This window comes from Streptomyces sp. NPDC001858 (assembly GCF_053594615.1).
In genome coordinates this window covers 76013-92181 of record NZ_JBSFEV010000001.1, presented here as the reverse complement: position 1 = coordinate 92181, position 16169 = coordinate 76013, and the positions used below count along the sequence as shown (strand labels likewise).

General features: G+C 72.8%; 15 protein-coding genes. 8 read left to right on the top strand and 7 right to left on the bottom strand.

Features of this window, described 5'->3' with window-relative positions:
* Window position 1 precedes the first annotated feature (1 nt).
* The gene (locus tag ACWCPF_RS00490) at window positions 2-1927 is read right to left on the bottom strand and encodes a protein kinase domain-containing protein (RefSeq protein WP_451042757.1); all 1926 of its coding nucleotides are present in this window, start codon (window positions 1925-1927) and stop codon (window positions 2-4) included.
* A gap of 40 nt (window positions 1928-1967) precedes the next feature.
* A complete protein-coding gene (locus tag ACWCPF_RS00485; RefSeq protein ID WP_451042756.1) occupies window positions 1968-2825 on the bottom strand; it encodes a menaquinone biosynthetic enzyme MqnA/MqnD family protein in 858 nt (285 codons plus the stop codon).
* 359 nt (window positions 2826-3184) lie between these two features.
* Between ACWCPF_RS00485 and ACWCPF_RS00480 the strand changes: the two genes are divergently transcribed.
* Window positions 3185-3388, top strand: a complete 204-nt coding sequence (locus ACWCPF_RS00480) for a cold-shock protein (protein ID WP_003974443.1) — start codon at window positions 3185-3187, stop codon at window positions 3386-3388.
* Window positions 3389-3490: 102 nt separating this feature from the next.
* Here ACWCPF_RS00480 and ACWCPF_RS00475 read toward each other — a convergent pair whose 3' ends face one another.
* Window positions 3491-4063, bottom strand: a complete 573-nt coding sequence (locus tag ACWCPF_RS00475; RefSeq protein ID WP_451043103.1) for a helix-turn-helix domain-containing protein — start codon at window positions 4061-4063, stop codon at window positions 3491-3493.
* A 68-nt stretch (window positions 4064-4131) separates the two neighbouring features.
* Between ACWCPF_RS00475 and ACWCPF_RS00470 the strand changes: the two genes are divergently transcribed.
* From ACWCPF_RS00470 to ACWCPF_RS00455, 4 genes are all read left to right on the top strand, one after another.
* Complete coding sequence (locus ACWCPF_RS00470; RefSeq protein ID WP_451042755.1) at window positions 4132-4899, top strand: AzlC family ABC transporter permease; 768 nt, start codon at window positions 4132-4134, stop codon at window positions 4897-4899.
* Complete coding sequence (locus ACWCPF_RS00465; RefSeq protein ID WP_451042754.1) at window positions 4896-5210, top strand: AzlD domain-containing protein; 315 nt, start codon at window positions 4896-4898, stop codon at window positions 5208-5210. The genes ACWCPF_RS00470 and ACWCPF_RS00465 overlap by 4 nt, the downstream gene beginning before the upstream one ends.
* Before the next feature lie 115 nt (window positions 5211-5325).
* A complete protein-coding gene (locus ACWCPF_RS00460) occupies window positions 5326-6039 on the top strand; it encodes a class I SAM-dependent DNA methyltransferase (protein WP_451042753.1) in 714 nt (237 codons plus the stop codon).
* A gap of 204 nt (window positions 6040-6243) precedes the next feature.
* Window positions 6244-7269, top strand: coding sequence for a hypothetical protein (locus tag ACWCPF_RS00455; protein WP_451042752.1), 1026 nt, complete (start codon window positions 6244-6246; stop codon window positions 7267-7269).
* Window positions 7270-7292: 23 nt separating this feature from the next.
* Here ACWCPF_RS00455 and kstD read toward each other — a convergent pair whose 3' ends face one another.
* The gene (kstD, locus tag ACWCPF_RS00450) at window positions 7293-9065 is read right to left on the bottom strand and encodes a 3-oxosteroid 1-dehydrogenase (RefSeq protein WP_451042751.1); all 1773 of its coding nucleotides are present in this window, start codon (window positions 9063-9065) and stop codon (window positions 7293-7295) included.
* A gap of 135 nt (window positions 9066-9200) precedes the next feature.
* Here kstD and ACWCPF_RS00445 point away from each other — a divergent pair, with 135 nt between their 5' ends.
* Window positions 9201-9704 (top strand): hypothetical protein, encoded by a 504-nt coding sequence (locus ACWCPF_RS00445; protein WP_451042750.1) that lies wholly within the window; start codon window positions 9201-9203, stop codon window positions 9702-9704.
* Here the strand turns inward: ACWCPF_RS00445 and ACWCPF_RS00440 are convergent.
* Complete coding sequence (locus tag ACWCPF_RS00440; RefSeq protein ID WP_451042749.1) at window positions 9701-11638, bottom strand: AMP-dependent synthetase/ligase; 1938 nt, start codon at window positions 11636-11638, stop codon at window positions 9701-9703. The two genes, ACWCPF_RS00445 and ACWCPF_RS00440, sit on opposite strands and share 4 nt — an antisense overlap.
* Before the next feature lie 211 nt (window positions 11639-11849).
* Window positions 11850-13136 carry an acetyl-CoA C-acetyltransferase gene (locus ACWCPF_RS00435; RefSeq protein ID WP_451043102.1) on the bottom strand — a complete coding sequence of 429 codons (1287 nt, stop codon included), beginning with the start codon at window positions 13134-13136 and terminating at the stop codon, window positions 11850-11852.
* Window positions 13137-13306: 170 nt separating this feature from the next.
* On the opposite strand from ACWCPF_RS00435, the gene ACWCPF_RS00430 reads away from it, so the two are divergent.
* Entirely contained in the window at window positions 13307-14626 is a 1320-nt protein-coding gene (locus tag ACWCPF_RS00430) for a 3-oxoacyl-ACP reductase (RefSeq protein WP_451042748.1), read from the top strand.
* Window positions 14626-15489: a MaoC family dehydratase gene (locus ACWCPF_RS00425; protein ID WP_451043101.1), complete on the top strand. Its 864-nt coding sequence runs from the start codon at window positions 14626-14628 to the stop codon at window positions 15487-15489. The genes ACWCPF_RS00430 and ACWCPF_RS00425 overlap by 1 nt, the downstream gene beginning before the upstream one ends.
* On the opposite strand, the gene ACWCPF_RS00420 is transcribed toward ACWCPF_RS00425, so the two are convergent.
* Complete coding sequence (locus tag ACWCPF_RS00420; RefSeq protein WP_451042747.1) at window positions 15486-16142, bottom strand: TetR/AcrR family transcriptional regulator; 657 nt, start codon at window positions 16140-16142, stop codon at window positions 15486-15488. The two genes, ACWCPF_RS00425 and ACWCPF_RS00420, sit on opposite strands and share 4 nt — an antisense overlap.
* Window positions 16143-16169: the final 27 nt, after the last annotated feature.

The following is a 16169-nucleotide window of genomic DNA, read 5'->3' as shown; positions in this document are numbered from 1 at the left end:
GCTACTCGACCTTCGACATCCGCGCCTCCGGGTTGCCCTCGGCCGCGCTGTCGGAGGCGTACGTCAGGTCGTCGCCGGTCGGGGTGAGCGTGATCGTGTGGGCCTGCGGATTGCAGCCGCCGTGGTTGCTCTGCGCCCCCACCGACTCGGCGACGACCTGCGTCCGCGTCACCTGCTTCAGCGTCAGCAGGTCGACGCAGACTCCGCCGAGCACGTCCGTCTGCCGCAGCTCGCCCAGTTCCTCCCCCACATCCGCCTGGCGGACCGTCACTCGGAAGGTGCCCATCGGCAGGGCGCCGTCGAGGCCGTTGCCCTCGCCCTGCCAAGTGCCGACGTAGTTCGCCGGGAGGGCAGCGGGTGACGCGCCGTCGGCGGGACCGCCGCTCGCGGCGGCCGTCGGCTGTGACGGCCCCGCCGTGGAGGAGTCGCTGCCCGCGGCGGAGTCCTGGTCGCCGTCGCCCGGGAGCAGGTCGAACAGGAACGTCGAGCCGACCGTCACCGCCGCCAGCGCTCCCGCGACCGCCAGGGCCACGGTGCAGCTGAGCCGACGGCCGCGGCCGCCCTCGCCCGCCGTCGAGGAGGCGGCCACGGTGACGGAGACCTTGCCGGGGGCGGCCGGCGGCTCGGCGTCCCGCGGCTCGGGCACCGGCACCGGCACTGAGGCCGGTGCGTCCATCACCGGCGGCGGGCCGAACTCCCCGGAGGTCACCGCCGCGCTGCTGAACGCCACCGGCCCGGACGCCACGGGCGCCGCACCCGCCGCCGTCGCCTCCAGGTTCAGCAGTTGGACGGCGCTGCGCCCCACCTGCTGCACCAGCGCGCCCGGCAGCCACCCGTCCGCCACCAGCCGGGCCGCGCCCTCGGGGGCGAGCCGTCGGGCCAGTTCGGCGGGGGCCGGCCGGGCGGCCGGGTCCTTGGCGAGGCAGGCCTCGACCGCCGCCCGCAGGTCACCACGGAGCGCGCCCTGCGGCTCGCCCAGCTCCGGCGGTTCGTGGACGACCCGGTAGAGGAGGGCGGCCGAGGAGTCCCCGGGGAACGGGGGCCGCCCGGTCGCCGCATAGGCCAGCACCGCGCCGAGGGAGAACACGTCGGCCGCGCCGGACACGCCCTGGCCGAGGATCTGTTCGGGGGCCATGTAGCCGGGCGAGCCGACCGAGACGCCGGTGGAGGTGAGCGAGGCGGTGCCGTCGGTGGCGCGGGCGATGCCGAAGTCGATGAGCAGCGGCCCGTCGACCGTCAGCAGGACGTTGGACGGCTTCACGTCCCGGTGCACCAGGCCCAGTTCGTGGACGGCGGCCAGCGCCTCGGCCAGGCCCGCGCCCAACACCCGCACGGAGTGCTCGGGAAGCGGCCCACCACGGGACCCGCCTCCGGACCCACGACCGGATCCGGCGTCGGACCCGCCTCCGGACCCATCACCGGATCCGCCTCCGGACCCACCACCGGACCCACCACCGGATCCGCCTCCGGACCCGCCACCGGATCCGGCGTCGGACCCGCCTCCGGACCTACCCCCAGACCCGGACCCAACCTCAGACCCGGCCCCACCCCCAGACCCGGACCCAACCTCAGACCCGGACCCGCCGCCCGACCCGCCGCCCGACCCGCCGCCGGAGGCGACCGCCGCGGCCAGGGACGGGCCCGCCACGTAACCGGTGGCCACCCAGGGGACGGTGGCGTCGGGGTCGGCGTCCAGGACCGGCGCGGTCCACGCTCCGCCGACCCGTCTCGCGGCCTCGACCTCGCGCCGGAAACGGGCGCGGAACTCCTCGTCGAGCGCGAGGTGCGGGTGCACGATCTTGACGGCGACCGTGCGGCCGCCGGGGCTGCGGCCGAGGAAGACACGGCCCATCCCGCCGGAGCCGAGTCGGCCGAGCAGCCGGTAGGGCCCCACGGTCGTGGGTTCGTCGTCGCCGAGCGGCTGCATGGCCGTCCACCCTCCCCCGCACTGCACGTTGTGCAGCAGATTACGCAGATCGGGGCCGGAGCAGTTCCACCTTCACGTCGGCCGGGAAGCCCGTCGTCGGGCCGACGCGGCGGGCGAACTCGGCCACGGCCGCCAGTTGGGCCTCGCCGAAGCGGAAGTCGAGGGTGGTGAAGTACTGCTCCAGGACGTGTTCGTCGAACTCCTCCCAGCGGGCGGCCTGCTCGGCGACCTTGCCGACCTCGTCCAGGGAGAGGTTGCGGGAGTCTAGGAAGGCCTGGTGGACCTGACGGGTGATGACCGGCTCGCGCTCCAGGTACTCGCGCCGGGCCGCCCACACCGCGAAGACGAAGGGCAGGCCGGTCCACTCCTTCCAGAGCGTGCCGAGGTCGTGCACCTCCAGGCCGAGCCGCGGTCCGTCCAGCAGGTTGGCCCGCAGCGCCGCGTCGCCGATGAGGACGGCGGCCTCGGCCTCCTGCATCATCAGGCTGAGGTCGGGCGGGCAGGTGTAGTAGTCCGGCCGGACCCCGAAGCGGTCGGCGAGGAGCAGCTGGGCCAGGCGCACGGAGGTGCGGGAGGTGGAGCCGAGTGCGACCCGTGCGCCGTCCAGCTCCTCCAGCGGGACCTGCGAGACGATCACGCAGGACATCACCGGGCCGTCGCAGCCGACGGCGATGTCGGGGAAGGCGACCAGGTCGTCGGCGTTCCTGAGGAACTCGACGAGGGTGATCGGACCGACGTCGAGGTCGCCGTGCACCAGCCGTTCGCTCAGCTTCTCGGGGGTGTCCTTGGTGAGCTCGAAGTCGAGGAGGGTGCCGGTTCTCGCGAGCCCCCAGTAGAGGGGCAGGCAGTTGAGGAACTGGATGTGGCCGACGCGCGGCCGGGTGCGAGAATTGTCCACATCGCGAGGCTAGACCCCGCCCCGGGCGCGCCGGACTCCGACCCCCGAGGGCGACCCGGACTCCGACCCCCGAGGGCGGCCCGGAGGGCGGCCCCCGAGGGGTTCCCGAGGGCCTCCGGGTCAACCTCTTTCGTGGATCTTCAAACATCCGGGTGACGTGATCTTGACCTCTATTGCATTCGGCGGCCTGCGTGCTAGGCTCGCCGCAAGTTGCAGTTTGGTTTCCCTTGCAGTACAGAGCCTGCGGAGCATGTAACCGCGGGCTCTCGTCATTTTCAGACGTATGCAGTTGTGCGGCACTTGCTTTCACGCTTGCAGGGTTCTGGAGCAGGGCAACCCTTTGGGCCCAAGGAGGGCTTATGGCTACCGGAACCGTGAAGTGGTTCAACGCCGAAAAGGGCTTTGGCTTCATCGCCCAGGAAGGCGGCGGCCCCGACGTCTTCGTCCACTACTCCGCGATCAACGCGCAGGGTTTCCGTTCGCTCGAGGAGAACCAGCAGGTCTCCTTCGACGTGACGCAGGGCCCGAAGGGTCCGCAGGCGGAGAATGTCACTCCCGTCTGAACCTCCCTCACACCCGTGAGATCGCAAGTCTGAGAGCAGTACCCAAGGAGCCCTGTGCCTTTCGGCACGGGGCTCCTGCCTTTTCCCCGCCCTTTCCGACGGTCAGACGTGCTGCATGACGAGGATGAACGTGGTGCCCGGCGCGAGCGCCTCGTAGGAATGCGGCACATCCCCGCGGTAGGTCATGTAGTCGCCGGGGTCGAGCTCCACCGTCTCCCCCGCCGGTCCGGCCTTCACTCTTCCCGTGCTCACGATCAGATGCTCGACCGTGCCCGGAATATGCGGCTCCGAATCCCGGACGGCCCCGGGCTCGACCCGCAGGTGATAGATGTCCCGCCGCGCGCCGGGCGGGCTGGCGGAGAGCAGGGTGGCCGCGAACTCGGCCTTCTCGGAGGCGACCGTCGGCCCCTTGCCCGCCCGGACCACCTGCACGGACGGCGCCGGCGGCTCGACGAGCACGCTGAAGGGCACGCCGAGCGCCACGCCCAGCGCCCACAGCGTCTCGACGCTCGGGTTTCCGCTCGCCGCCTCCAGCTGGGACAGCGTGGACTTGGCGATTCCGGCCCGCTTGGCCAGCTCGGACAGGGACAGCCCGGCGCGGGTGCGCTCGCGCCGCAGGGACGCGGCGATCCAGTCCAGGGGGAGTCTGGGGGGACTTCCGGCCACCTCGGGCATGTCGTTCGCTCCGTCGGTACGATCGTTCGCCTTGACGAACATGGATGCTTCTGTCCATTGTAGAGAACATGCGTACGGCAGAACGAACACCCCGGTGGCGGCGGCCCAAGCGGTCGGACCGGTCGGACCAGCCAGATGATTCGGATCGGCCGGGCGGCTCGGATCGGTCCGGGCTGGTCCGGCTGACCCGGGACGCCTCCCTCGTCTGGCTCGCCAGCGGCGTCGTCGGGCTGTCCTTCGGTGCGATCTCCGTGGCCGGCGGGCTGCCGGTCTGGGCGCCCGTCGTGATGTCCCTGGTCGTGTACGCGGGCTCTGCCCAGTTCAGCGCGGTCGGCATCCTGATCGCCGGGGGCGGTCCGCTCGCCGCCGCCGCGACCGGGCTTCTGCTCAACACCCGCAACGCCGCGTTCAGCCTCGCGGTCGCCGACCTCCTCGGCCCCGGCCGGGCGACCCGGCTCCTCGGCGCACACCTGGTGACCGACGAGACGGTCGCCTTCGCCCTCGCCCAGCCGGACCCCGCCCGCCGCCGCGCCGCGTTCTGGATCTCCGGCCTCGGCCTGTTCGCCGTCTGGAACACGGGCGTGCTCGTCGGGGCCCTCGCGGGCGGCGCCCTCGGGGACACGGCCGTCTACGGGCTGGACGCCGCGTTCCCGGCCGTCCTCGTCGCCCTGGTCCTGCCCGCCCTCCGCAAGGACGCGCGGCTGCGCCGTCCGGCGGCCCTCGGCGCGGTACTGGCGCTCGCGGCGACGCCCTTCGTCCCGGCCGGGGCGCCGGTCCTGCTCGCGCTGGCCGGCCTGATCCTGTACGGGTACGGCCGCAAGGAGGTCTCGGCATGAGTGCGACGGTGGCCGTGATCCTGATGCTGGCCGTCGGGACGTACGCCCTGCGGCTGGTCGGCCCCGCGCTGCACGGGCGGCTGGAACTGCCTGCCCGGGTTCAGGAGTTGCTCTCCGCCGGGGCGGTCATCCTGCTGGTCGCGCTGCTGGCGACGGGCGCGCTGACCGAGGACGGCGGCTTCGCCGGGTGGGCGCGTCCGGCCGGGGTGCTGGTCGCCGGGGTCCTGGCGTGGCGACGAGCGCCGTTCGCGGTGGTGGTGCTTGCGGCCGCGGCGACGGCCGGGGGGCTGCGGGCGCTGGGGGTGGCTTAAGAAGGGACGCGTTGTCGGTAGGCGCGGCTTGGATGGGCGCGGCTTGAGGGGCGGGCTTGGCAGCGTGGCTTGGAAGGGACCTGTTTGTCAGTGGGGGCGGCTAGGGTCCCCGCCCATGACGGACACCGACGCCACAGCCGCAAGCCCTGCCTCCACCTCCACCTCGTCCTCGTCCGGGACCACCCCGGCTCCGGACTTCCTCAGCGCCACCCGCACCTTCTACGACGCCATCGCCGACGACTACGCCGACCGGTTCCGTGACCAGGTCGCGGCGCAGCCGGTGGAGCGGGCCCTGATGCGGGCGTACTCCGAACTCGTCGGCGCCGGTGGCCGGGTGGTCGATCTCGGGTGCGGGCCCGGCCGGGTCACCGGATTCCTCGCCGCCCTGGGGCTGTCCGTGTCGGGGCTCGACCTCTCGGAGTCGATGCTGGCGATCGCGCGGCGCGAGAACCCGGGGATCCGGTTCGAGCAGGGCTCGATGCTGAAGCTGGACGGCCATGCGGACGGCTCCCTCGACGGCGTCGTCTGCTGGTACTCCTCCATCCACACCCCTGTGGACGAACTCCCCGCCCTCTTCGCCGAGTTCCACCGGGTCCTCGCGCCCGGCGGCCACCTTCTCCTCGGCTTCCAGGTCGGCGACGTGCCCCGCCGCCACGACCGCCCCTGGGGCCACCCGGTCGCCCTCGACTTCCTGCGGCGCCGTCCGGAGCGGATGGTCGAGCTGCTGACGGCGGCCGGCTTCGCCGAGCAGTCCCGCACGGTACGGGAGCCGAACACCGACCGCGGCGAGGCGGTCCCGCAGGCCTTCCTGATCCTGCACAAGCCTTAAGGCCTGACGGGTCCGGCGGGTCCGGCGGGTCCGTCCGGCCTGAGGCGGCAGGGCCTCAACTACAGCGTTCTCAAAGCAACTTGGCGACAACATTGCAGCGGCGGTTCGACTCGGGATCCCATTCGAACCCCGGTACGATCGGGCGCCTCAGGGCTGCCGACGTGTTCGGCAGCCCTCTCCCGGAAGCTGGAAGGACGCGAAACAGTGCAGTCTCCGCTGCCACGCCGGTCGAAGGGACCGTCGGCGATCGCCGCGGCGTCGGCTGCCGTCGCCCCACCCGGCCGTACCGGCGCCGGCGCCGAGGACGACTCAGCGCCCTCCCCGGAGTCCGAGGCGGCCGCGCCCCCGATGTCCGAGGCGGCCGCCGCGTTCGTGGGCGAGGCCACCGCGACGCCCCGGGCCACCCCTCGATCCCGGGCGGCCGAGGCCAAGAGCGCGCCCACGCCTCCCTCCCCGGACCGGCAGCGGCGGCTGTCGCGCCCGGTGCTGCTCTCCGGGGCCGCCGTGCTCGCGGCCGCGCTGATCGGCGGCGCGGCCTTCGTGGTGACCGACGACGGTGGTGACGGGGGCTCCCGGTCGGCGACGTCGATGCCGGGCGGCGGCCTACCGGACAACGCCCGCCGCACCGGGCCGAAGGCGACCGCGCCGAGCGGTTCCGGCTCGGCATCGGCGTCCGCATCGGCATCGACCGCACCGTCCGCGTCGCCGTCGCCCGGCGGCACGAGCGCGTCCCCGAAGGCGTCGGCCACCGGGTCCGCGAAGGAGCCAGGCGCCGGAGCGCCCTCGAAGCCCGGGCCGACCACCGACGCGGGCACAGAACTGGCCGACGGCCCCTCCTGCACCTCGGCCGCGGGTTCCGGCCCGCTCACCGACTACTCGGCGTGCGTGTCCGCCGGGACCGTCACGTTCAAGGTGACCTTCCACGCGGCGAAGCCCTTCTACCACGTGTTCATCGACACCGACGGCAACACCGGGACCGGCTATCAGCTCCCCTACCCCTCGCCCTCCGCCCTCGGCGCCGACTACATGATCGAGAACGGCGGCCTCTACCGGAGCAGGTCGACGGACTGGAGCTGGACGGAGGCCTCGGCCCGCCCCACGAGGACGGTCAGCGGCGGCACGCACACCTGGGTCCTGCCGCTGAGCAGGATCGGCTCGCCGACCCGTGCCCAGCGGGTGGAGTTCCACGCCGGTTCCGACTACACCGCAGTCCTCACCTTCACCCCGTAGCCGCGGTCAGCCCGTGGCGGCAGTCAGCCTGCGGCGGCGAGATCGAGGGCCGCGAGGTAGCCGAAGGTCATCGCGGGACCGATCGTCGAACCGGCGCCCGCGTAGCTGTGGCCCATGACGGCCGCGCTGGCGTTCCCGGCGGCGTACAGCCCGGGGACGACGGAGCCGTCCGCCCGCAGGACCCGCGCCCGGGCGTCCGTGCGCAGGCCGCCCTTGGTGCCGAGGTCGCCGGGGACGATCCGGAAGGCGTGGTACGGGGGCAGCCAGAGCGGTGCGAGGCAGGAGTTGGGCAGGACGGACGGGTCCGTGTAGTAGTGGTCGTAGGCGCTGTCGCCGCGCTTGAAGTCGGTGTCCTTGCCGCGCACGGCGAGGGTGTTGAACCGGTCGACGGAGGCGCGCAGGGCGGCGGCCGGGACGCCGATGGAGGCCGCGAGGGCGTCCAGGGTCCAGGCCTTGTGGGCGGCGCCCGAGCTGTACCAGTCGGCGGGGAACGGGAAGGTCGGGGCGACGTCCTTGAAGAGGTACCGGTTGCGGTAGTTCTGGTCGACGACCAGCCAGGCCGGGATGTCCGGGTCGGTCGGATTCCGGTCGTACATGGTGTGGACGACGTCGCTGTAGGGCGCCGCCTCGTTGACGAAGCGGGCGCCGGCCTGGTTGACCAACAGGCCGCCGGGGAGGGTGCGTTCGGCGAGGCAGAAGTACGGCTCGCCGGGGAGCGGGATGGCGGGTCCCCACCAGGCGTCGTCCATCAACGCGAGGGCTCCGCCGGCCCGTTGACCGGCCCGGATGCCGTCCCCGGTGTTCTCCTTCGCCCCGACCGTCCACGCGGTCCCGATCGGCTGGCGCTGGTACTGCGCCCGCATCGCCGCGTTGTGCTCGAACCCGCCCGAGCCGACGACGACGCCTCGCCGTGCGCGCACCAGCCCCGGCACCCCGTTGCGGGTGACGACGGCGCCGGTGACCACGCCCCCTTCCACGAGCAGGTCGGTGAGCGGGGTGTTGAGCCACACCGGCACCTGGGCGGCGAGCAGTCCGGCGCGCAGGCCGGCGGCCAGTGACTGGCCCATGGTGAGCGGCTTCTGCCCGAGCAGGGCGGCTTTCGTCCCCCGCGCGAGACACTCGGTGGCGACGGCGGCCCCCTTGACGCTGACGGCGGCCAGCGCGAGCCACTTGTAGTCGGCGCTGAACACGACCATGCCGGCCGGGACCGCGAGGTACGGCGGGTTGAGCCGGGCGAGTTCGGCGCCGAGGAGGTTGCCGTCGAGCTGATCGGGCTCGACGGACCGCCCGCCCGGCAGTCCACCGGACAGTTCGGGGTAGTAGTCGCTGTACCCCTCCATCCAGCGGAACCGCAGCGGGCTGTTGGCCATGACGAAGGAGAGCATGGCGGGCCCGTGCGCGAGGAAGGCGGCCTGCCGGTCGGCGGGCACGTCCGCCCCGACGACGGCGGCGAGATAGGCGGCCGCCTTGGCGGGGGTGTCCGGCACCCCGGCGGCGAGGATGACGGAGTTGTTCGGGATCCAGATCCCGGCCCCCGACCGGGCGGCGGACCCGCCGAAGGTCGGCGCCTTCTCGACGACGACACACGTCAGTTGCCGCTTGGCCGCCGTCAACGCGGCGGTCATCCCGGCGGCCCCGGACCCGATGACGACGACGTCATAGGTGCCGAGAAGCGGAAGATCGGCCGCCCGCGCCCCGCTCACGAGGGCAAGCCCGGCACCGGCGGTCGCCGCCCCGAGCACGGCCCTACGGGTGGGCACTCCGACAGGTCTCGCAGGATCCGCGCTCGTGTTCATGGCCCACTCCAGCCCACAGGGAACGAATGGATGACTGAATACCGGGTGCGGAGCCCGAAATGTCCCGCGACGCTCTTGCAAAGTCAATGCCCACGGGAAGTTGAACACGTTCAAAACACCTGCGAGGGTGTGACCATGAGATGGCCTCTCGCAGGTGCGTCACTCGCGTCGTCCGTCGCGTTGATCGCCGTACTGAGCGCATGCACCGCCGGCCTCGCCGGCCCCTACCAGCACTACGACGGCACCGGGCTGCACGACGCCAAGGCGGCCGAGGCCGCCGGGTCCTGGGAGTGCGTCGAAGGAACACGGCTCACCCTCCGCCCGGACGGGACCGCAGCCTTCCGGCAACTCGACGGCCAGGACTTCGACTTCGACGACGCCTGGCGCGTGACCGGCACGGGGACCTGGAAACTGGCCGACCACTTCGGAGGCCAGCGGATCAACCTCACCATGACCACCCGGACGGCGGTCGACACACGCGCCGCCACACCGGCCCCCCTGGAGTCGCCCGAGGTGCCCTCGGCCTACACCTGGCGGTTCTTCGTGGACCGCGATGCCCACGACAAGCTCGTGCTGTTCTTCTTCTACGGCGACCCCGACATCGGAAACAAGTACGTCATGCAGCGCGCGCCCGGCTAAAGCTGCGCCTCGTACATCCCCTCCACCTGGGTCGTGAAGTCGCGCATGATTGTTTCTCGGCGGAGTTTCATCGAGGGGGTGAGGTGGCCGGAGGACTCGGTGAAGTCTGTGGGGAGGATGGCGAAGCGGCGGATCGACTCCGGGCGGGAGACCAGTTTGTTGGACTCGTCGATCGCTCGTTGGAGTACCGCGTTCAAGTCGGCGTCGTCGATGAGGAGTTCCGCCGGGACCGGGTGTTTGCCGTTCATCTGGCGCCAGTGGGTGAGGCCGTCGGGGTCGAGGGTGAGGAGGGCGGAGACGTAGGGGCGGCCGTCGCCGAGGACCATCGCCTGGGAGATCAGGGGGTGTGAGCGCAGCCAGTTCTCCAGGGGTGCGGGGGCCACGCTCTTGCCGCCCGCGGTGATGATCATTTCTTTCTTGCGGCCGGTGATGGTGAGGTAGCCCTCGTCGTCCAGTTCGCCCAGGTCGCCCGTGGGCAGCCAGCCGTCGGGGGCCGCCGGGACGACTCCGCCGGCCGCCGGGTCCCAGTAGCCGCGCAGCACGTGGTCGCCGGCGATGAGGATCTCGCCGTCCGCGGCTATGCGGATCTTGGTGCCGGGCAGGGGCCAGCCCACCGTGCCCAGGCGGGGTTTCATGGGGGGCGTGACCGTCGACGCGCCGGTCGTCTCCGTCAGGCCGTAGCCCTCGTAGATCTCGATTCCCGCGCCCAGGTAGAAGGAGGACAGGCGGCGGCCGAGCGGTGAGCCGCCGCAGATCGCGTGGCGGACCCGGCCGCCCATGGCGTTGCGGATGCGGCGGTAGACCAGCGGGTCGTAGAAGGTGCGGGCGGCGCGCAGGGTGGCAGCCGGGCCGGAGCCGTCGCCGGTCTTCTGGGCTTCGACCGCCTCGCCGTAGCGGCGGGCCACGCCGACCGCGCGGTCGAAGGAGGACAGCCGGCCGCCCGACTCCGCGCGGGCGCGGGCCGTGTTGAAGACCTTCTCCAGCATGTAGGGGATGGCCAGCAGACAGGTGGGTCTGAAGGCCGCCATGTCGGGGAGGAGTTCGTCCGCCTTCAGGCTCGGGGCGTGGCCCAGGCGGACCCGGGCGCGGATGCAGGCGATGGCGACCATCCGGCCGAAGACGTGGGACATGGGGAGGAAGAGGAGGACGGAGAGTTCGTCGTCGTTCTTCGATCTGAAGACCGGGTTGAGGAGTTCGATCGCGTTGTCGACCTCGGCGAAGAAATTGCCGTGGGTGAGCGCGCAGCCTTTGGGGCGGCCGGTGGTGCCGGAGGTGTAGACGAGGGTGGCGAGCGTGTCGGGGACGAGCATCCCGCGACGGATCTCGACCTCGGCGTCCGGGACGTGCTCGCCCGCGTCGATCAGCCGGTCCACATGGCCCTTCTCCATGACCCACAGGTGGTGCAGGTCGGGCAGCCGGTCGAGTTCCGGGCCGAGGGCCGCGGCCTGGCCGGCCGTCTCGGTGACGAGGGCGACCGCGCCGGAGTCGTGGAGGATCCAGCGGGTCTGGAAGACCGAGGAGGTGGGGTAGATGGGGACGGTGACCAGCCCGGCGGCCCAGGCGGCGAAGTCGAGCAGCGTCCACTCGTATCGCGTCCGGGCCATGATCGCGAGCCGGTCGCCGGGGGCGAGGCCCTCCGCGATGAGCCCCTTCGCCACCGCGTGGACCTCGGCGGCGAATCGTTCCGCCGTGACGTCCGCCCACTGGCCGTCCTGCGCCTTGCGGCTGAGCACCACCGCCGCGGGGGCGGCGGCCGCGTTGTCGTAGGGCAGGTCGGCGAGCGAGCCGTACGTCACCGGGCGCGCGAGCGCCGGGACGGACGCCTCGCGCACGGCGCCGTCGAGTCGTCGCGTCTCGGGTGCGACGAGCGTGGGGGGAGCGTCGAAGTCGGCGAAGACCGACCCTGCGGCTGAAGCTGAAGACGGGGTGGACACGGGCGGCTCCCTGGGCGTGCAGCTACGAAACTGCTTGCTGCATTTACGTACGTGCTTCGCGCACCGACGCGTTCAACCGGTGTGCCCCCTAAGACAGGGGTTACCCCCGGTTAGGTAGGGGATCGTACGGCGCTCACGTGTGGGGCCTGTGCGTGTTCCGGGATGTTTCGGGGCTAGGGCTGTGCAATCTCGGGGGTTATGTGAGGATCCTTCACGTTCGTTCCAGAATCGCGGTGACGCCCTGTCCGCCCGCCGCGCAGATCGAGATCAACCCCCGTGCGGGGCCGTCCTGTTCGGCGAGCAGCTTGGCCAGCGTGGCGACGATGCGGGCGCCGGTCGCGGCGAACGGGTGGCCGGTCGCGAGGGAGGACCCGGCGACGTTCAGCCGGTCCCGGTCCACCGGCCCGAGGCCGCGCTTCTCCCAGGCCGCGAGCGTCGCCAACACCTGGGAGGCGAAGGCCTCGTGGACCTCGACGAGGTCGAAGTCGGCCAGCGTCAGACCGGTCCGCTCCAGCATCCGCGGGACGGCGTAGGCGGGGGCCATCAGCAGCCCGTCCTCGCCGCCGGCCACATCGCCGCGCACGAAGTCCACGGCCGCCGTCTCGTACGCGGTCAGGTAGGCGAGCGGCTCCAGGCCCCGGGCCTCGGCCCATTCCTCGGAGGCGAGGAGCACGACGGCCGCGCCGTCCGTCAGCGGGGTCGAATTACCGGCCGTCATGGTCGGGTTGGGGCCGTCGACCCCGAACACCGGCTTCAGGCGGGCGAGTTGTTCGGGCGTCGAGTCCGGGCGCAGGTTCTGGTCGCGGGCCAGATCGCGGAACGGGACGACCAAGTCGCCGAAGAAGCCCCGCTCGTAGGCGGCGGCGAGCCGCTGGTGGCTGGCAGCCGCCAGTTCGTCCTGGGCCTCGCGTTCGACGCCCCAGGCGCGGGCGGTGATCGCCGCGTGCTCGCCCATGGACAGGCCGGTGCGCGGTTCGGCGTTGCGCGGGATCTCGGGGATCAGCTGGGCGGGGCGGAGCTGCGCGAGGGCCTTGAGGCGGGCGCCGGTGGACTTCGCCCGGCGGGCCTCCAGCAGGATGCGGCGCAGCCGGTCGTTGACGCCGAGCGGGGCGTCGCTCGCGGTGTCCGCGCCGCCCGCGATCGCGGAGTCGGTCTGACCGAGGGCGATCTTGTTGGCGGCGGCGATCACGGCCTGGAGACCGGTGCCGCAGGCCTGCTGGATGTCGTAGGCGGGGGTGCGGGCGTCCAGCTTCGAGCCGAGGAGGGTCTCGCGGGCCAGGTTGAAGTCCCGGCTGTGCTTGAGGACGGCGCCGGCGACGAACTCGCCCACCACGCCCGGGACATCGAGGGCATAACGGTTCACCAGCCCGTTCACCGCGGCCGTCAGCATCTCCTGGTTGGAGGCGGTGGCGTAGGGGCCGTCGGAGCGGGCGAAGGGGATGCGCGTGCCGGCGACGACGGCGACGCGGCGGGCCCTCGGGGGCTCGATGGGGGTCAGCTGCTTCGGCGTCGACCCCACCAGTCTGAGCCGCGAAGGCTCCGACGGCTTCGAAGGATCCGACGGTTCCTGGGCACTCATCTCGACCTGCTCCTCGCCCTTGACCTAGACTTACCCAGGGTAACCTTACTCCGGAGTAAGCAAGTGTGCCGAGCCCGTGGGAGACGAACATGGCCGACCGCTATCTGAGCTTCACCGCCACCGCGCCCGGCCGCTTCCTCACTCGGCGGCTCGGCCTTCCGCAGCCGGCGGCGCTCAGGCGCTGGTCGCCCGAACACCCGTCCCTCACAGGCAGTCTGGTCCACCTTACGGCCGGGACGACGGCCCTCGATCTCGCACCCGTCCTGGCCCGCACCGGGCTGCCCCTCGACGGCTCCGCCGACCCCGCCGCGGTCGTCCTGGACGCGACCGGCGTCCGGGACGTCGACACGCTCGCCGAGGTGCACGCGGCCCTGCACCCGGTCGTGCGGTCGATCGCGCCGAGCGGGCGCGTCGTGGTCCTCGGCGCGCCCCTCGACGCCGGCTCGACGACCGCCGACGACCACCACCGGGCGGCCGTGCAGCAGGCCCTGGAGGGGTTCGTGCGCTCTCTCGGCAAGGAGATCGGGCGGGGCAGGACCGTGAACCTGGTCCGGCTGACCGACGCGTCCGCCGCCGAGTCCACCCTGCGCTTCCTCCTCTCCCCCAGGTCGGCGTACGTCAGCGGCCAGGTGATCGGAGTAGGCACCGAGCGGCCGGAGGCCGCCGTCGAATGGGCGCTGCCCCTCGCCGGCCGCACCGCGCTCGTCACCGGCGGTGCGCGGGGCATCGGCGCGGCGGTCGCCGAGACCCTCGCCCGGGACGGCGCGCACGTCGTCGTGCTCGACGTACCGCAGGCCGAGGCGGACGCCCGCCGGGTCGCCGAGCGGCTGGGCGGCAGCGCCCTCGCCCTCGACATCACCGCCGCCGACGCGGGCGAGCGCATCGCCGCCGAACTCCCCGACGGACTCGACGTGTTGATCCACAACGCGGGGATCACCCGGGACCGGCGACTGGTCAACATGCCCGCCGAGCGCTGGAGTTCGGTGCTCGACGTCAACCTGGCGAGCGTGCTGCGCACCACGGACGCGCTGCTCGCCAAGGGGGCCCTGCGGCCCGGCGGCCGGATCGTGGCCACCGCGTCCATCGCCGGGCTCGCGGGCAACGCCGGGCAGACGAACTACGGCGCGAGCAAGGCGGGGATCGCCGGGCTGGTCCGCTCCCTCGCGCCGCGCGCGCTCGCCGAGCACGGGATCACGGTGAACGCGGTGGCACCGGGCTTCATCGAGACGAAGATGACGGCCGCCGTCCCGCTGTTCATCCGCGAGGCCGGCCGCCGGATGAACTCCCTGGCGCAAGGAGGGCTGCCCGCCGACGTCGCCGAGACCACCGCCTGGCTCGCCCATCCCGCGTCCGGCGCGGTGCACGGGCAGGTCGTGCGGGTGTGCGGCCAGAGTCTGCTGGGGGCGTGATGACCGCACTGCTGCGCAGCACGCCGTCGCTCGGGCCGCTGCTCGCGCGGGGCGCGCTGCTCTCGCCGTTCAAGAGACCCCGCCCGGGGGCCGCGTTCGCCGGGGACCGGCTCGTCCTGCCCGGACTGCGCGTCGACGTCGACCGGCTGTCCCGCTACGAGCGGGTGTGCGGGTTCGCCACCGGCGCGGACGGCCTGCCGGTCACCTACCCCCACGTCCTGGGTTTCCCGCTGGCCATGGCCCTCATGAGCGGCCGCGCCTTCCCGCTGCCGCTGCTGGGCCTCGTCCACACGTCGATCGACATCACCCGCCACCGCGCGCTCGCGTCCGCGGACGCCTACGAACTCTCCGTGCACGTCGCCGAGTTGGCACCGCATCGACGCGGGACGGAGGCGGTCGTCGTCACGGAGCTGAGGGAGGCGGGGGACGGCGGCGGGGCCGTCGTGTGGGAGTCGACGAGCACCTATCTGGCCCGGCATCGCACCGAGCCCACCCCTGCGGCCGAGTCCCTGCCGCGCCAGGAGCCCCTGCCCGTCCTGGACGAGTGGCGGCTCGCCGCGGATGTCGGACGGCGCTACGCGGCCGTCTCCGGCGACCGCAACCCCATCCATCTGCACCCGCTCACCGCCCGCCTCTTCGGCTTCCCCCGCGCCATCGCGCACGGCATGTGGACCGTCGCCCGCTGCCTCGCCGCGCACGGCACTCCGCCGGCCGTCCACACCCACGCCGAGTTCCGGGCCCCGGTCCTGCTGCCGGGGACGGTGGCGTTCGCGTCGGACGGCGAGCGGTTCGAACTGCGCGGCACGGAGGAGGCGGGCCGCCTCCACGTGACCGGCCACGTGGACCCACTCACCCTGGGTTAGCCCTCCTGTGGGGGCTCCTGGGGGGACCAGGGGTGGCCTTCCATCAGGTTGCCCAGGCCTGCCCAGGCGAAGTTCATCAGGGTCGTCGCCGCCTGCCGGGCCGTGACGCCGTCGGCGGTGTTGGCCCAGGTGGCGAGGGACTCGGCCGCGCCGACCAGGGCCTCGGCGAGACCGGCGACCTCACGCTCGGGGAGGTCGGGATCGCGGTGAGCTTCCCGCGCGGCGACGGCGATCAGCTGCGTCACGAACGCGACGATCTCCTCGCGCATCGCGGCGGCCTCGACGGCGAAGGTCTCGCCGTGGGTACGGGCCTGGAGGTGTACGACGGACCAGGCGTGCGGATGCGCCGCGGTGTGCGCGAAGAAGGCGATCAGCCCGTCCCACAGCTGCCGGTCGGCGGGCAGCTCGGTGCGCACGCCGGCTCGCACCGCGGCCACCAGCGCCGCCGCCTCCCGACGGATGCAGGCGGTGAAGAGCTCGTCCTTGGAGTTCAGGTACAGATACACCAACGGCTTGGACACGCCCGCGAGTTCGGCGATCTCGTCCATGGACGCGGCCATGTACCCGCGCCGCCCGAAGATCTCCACGGCGGCATCCAGCATCTGCTGCTCACGGACCGCACGCGGCATCCGCTTGGTCTTCACGGCACCCATGGGACCAGCGTAGTTGGGCCCGGACGG

What these genes read in the sequence shown, in the direction of transcription:
- ACWCPF_RS00490 (WP_451042757.1), bottom strand. Translation starts at nt 1,927, where the DNA reads ATGCAGCCGCTCGGCGACGACGAACCCACGACCGTGGGGCCCTACCGG.
- ACWCPF_RS00480 (WP_003974443.1), top strand. Translation starts at nt 3,185, where the DNA reads ATGGCTACCGGAACCGTGAAGTGGTTCAACGCCGAAAAGGGCTTTGGC.
- ACWCPF_RS00475 (WP_451043103.1), bottom strand. Translation starts at nt 4,063, where the DNA reads ATGCCCGAGGTGGCCGGAAGTCCCCCCAGACTCCCCCTGGACTGGATC.
- ACWCPF_RS00470 (WP_451042755.1), top strand. Translation starts at nt 4,132, where the DNA reads ATGCGTACGGCAGAACGAACACCCCGGTGGCGGCGGCCCAAGCGGTCG.
- ACWCPF_RS00465 (WP_451042754.1), top strand. Translation starts at nt 4,896, where the DNA reads ATGAGTGCGACGGTGGCCGTGATCCTGATGCTGGCCGTCGGGACGTAC.
- ACWCPF_RS00460 (WP_451042753.1), top strand. Translation starts at nt 5,326, where the DNA reads ATGACGGACACCGACGCCACAGCCGCAAGCCCTGCCTCCACCTCCACC.
- kstD (WP_451042751.1), bottom strand. Translation starts at nt 9,065, where the DNA reads ATGAACACGAGCGCGGATCCTGCGAGACCTGTCGGAGTGCCCACCCGT.
- ACWCPF_RS00445 (WP_451042750.1), top strand. Translation starts at nt 9,201, where the DNA reads ATGAGATGGCCTCTCGCAGGTGCGTCACTCGCGTCGTCCGTCGCGTTG.
- ACWCPF_RS00430 (WP_451042748.1), top strand. Translation starts at nt 13,307, where the DNA reads ATGGCCGACCGCTATCTGAGCTTCACCGCCACCGCGCCCGGCCGCTTC.
- ACWCPF_RS00425 (WP_451043101.1), top strand. Translation starts at nt 14,626, where the DNA reads ATGACCGCACTGCTGCGCAGCACGCCGTCGCTCGGGCCGCTGCTCGCG.
- ACWCPF_RS00420 (WP_451042747.1), bottom strand. Translation starts at nt 16,142, where the DNA reads ATGGGTGCCGTGAAGACCAAGCGGATGCCGCGTGCGGTCCGTGAGCAG.